1 protein-coding gene is annotated in these 1,379 nt (G+C 73.2%); it reads left to right on the top strand.

Annotated features, from left to right (window positions below; genetic code table 11):
* Positions 1 to 123: 123 nt before the first annotated feature.
* Positions 124 to 1,379, top strand: a 1,256-nt coding sequence (locus KBX39_RS31235; protein WP_312247525.1) for a proton-conducting transporter membrane subunit, incomplete at its 3' end; no start/stop codon positions are given.

Here is a 1,379-nt window from a genome sequence, read left to right as displayed (position 1 = left end):
GGGGTGGGTGGGGGGGAGATGGGTGGCTTTTGGGGAAACGGGCGCGGTTGGGGTTGGTTGTGACGTCTGATCGGTTGTGTCCCAGCGTGTTCCGGCGCGCTGTCACCTCGACCGGGAGTACGCGTGCTCGTCCTGCTGATCGTGCATCTGGTGGCGGCGCTGCTCGCCCCGCTGCTGGTCCGCCGGTGGGGTCCGCGCGCCTGCCTGCTGCTCGCGCTCGCCCCGGCCGCCACCGCGGTCTGGGCGGCGGCCCACACCGGGGCGGTACGCGACGGCGGCGCGGTCGTCGAGACGTACCAGTGGATCCCGGAGCTGCAGTTCGACGTGGCGCTGCGGGTCACCACGCTGTCCTGGCTGATGCTGCTGCTGGTCGGTGGCGTCGGCGCGCTGGTGCTCGTCTACTCCGCCCGCTACTTCGAGCCCGGGTCGGTCGGGCTGGCCCGGTTCGCCGCCGTCATGGTCGCCTTCGCCGGGGCGATGCTCGGCCTCGTCGTCTCCGACGACCTGCTGCTGCTCTACGTCTTCTGGGAACTGACCACAGTCTTCTCGTACCTGCTGATCGGGCACAGCACCGAGCGCCGGTCCAGCCGGTGGGCGGCCGCGCAGGCGCTCACCGTGACCACGCTGGGCGGCCTGGCGATGCTCGTCGGGTTCCTGATGCTCGGTCACCACGCGGGTGGCTACCGCTGGTCGTCGGTGGCGTCCGCGCCGCTGCCCGGCGGCGGATACCTGGCGCTGGCGGTGCTGCTCGTCCTCGCCGGCGCGTTGGCGAAGTCGGCGGTGTTCCCGTTCAACGCCTGGCTGCCGGTGGCGATGGCCGCGCCGACACCGGTCAGCGCGTACCTGCACGCGGCGGCCATGGTGAAGGCCGGCATCTTCCTCATCGGACTGCTCGGCCCGGCGCTCGCCGCGGCCGGACCGTGGCGGCCGGTCACCGTCGTCGCCGGGCTGGTCTCGCTGGTCCTGGGCGGCTGGGCGGCGCTGCGGCAGACCGACCTGAAGCTGCTGCTGGCGTACGGCACGGTCAGCCAACTCGGACTGCTCGCCGTGCTGTTCGGGGCGGGCACCCCGAAGGCGGCGCTGGCCGGCGTGGCGATGCTGGCGGCGCACGCGCTGTTCAAGGCGGCGCTGTTCCTGGTCGTCGGCATCCTCGACCACGAGGCGGGCACCCGTGACCTGCGGGACCTGTCCGGGGTGGGCCGGGCCGCGCCGCTGCTGGCGATCGTCGCCACGCTCGCCGCCGCCTCGATGGCCGGCGTGCCGCCGCTGCTGGGGTTCGTGGCCAAGGAGTCGGTGCTCGCCGCGTTCACCGGCGACCCGTTCGTGCTCGCCGTGCTGGTGGCCGGCAGCGCGCTCACCGTCGCGTACAGCATCAGGTT

The organism is Micromonospora sp. D75 (genome assembly GCF_018070405.1).
Lineage (GTDB): Bacteria > Actinomycetota > Actinomycetes > Mycobacteriales > Micromonosporaceae > Micromonospora > Micromonospora chalcea.
Note: the sequence above shows the minus strand (reverse complement) of the source record. Positions and strands in the feature narration are given on the sequence as shown.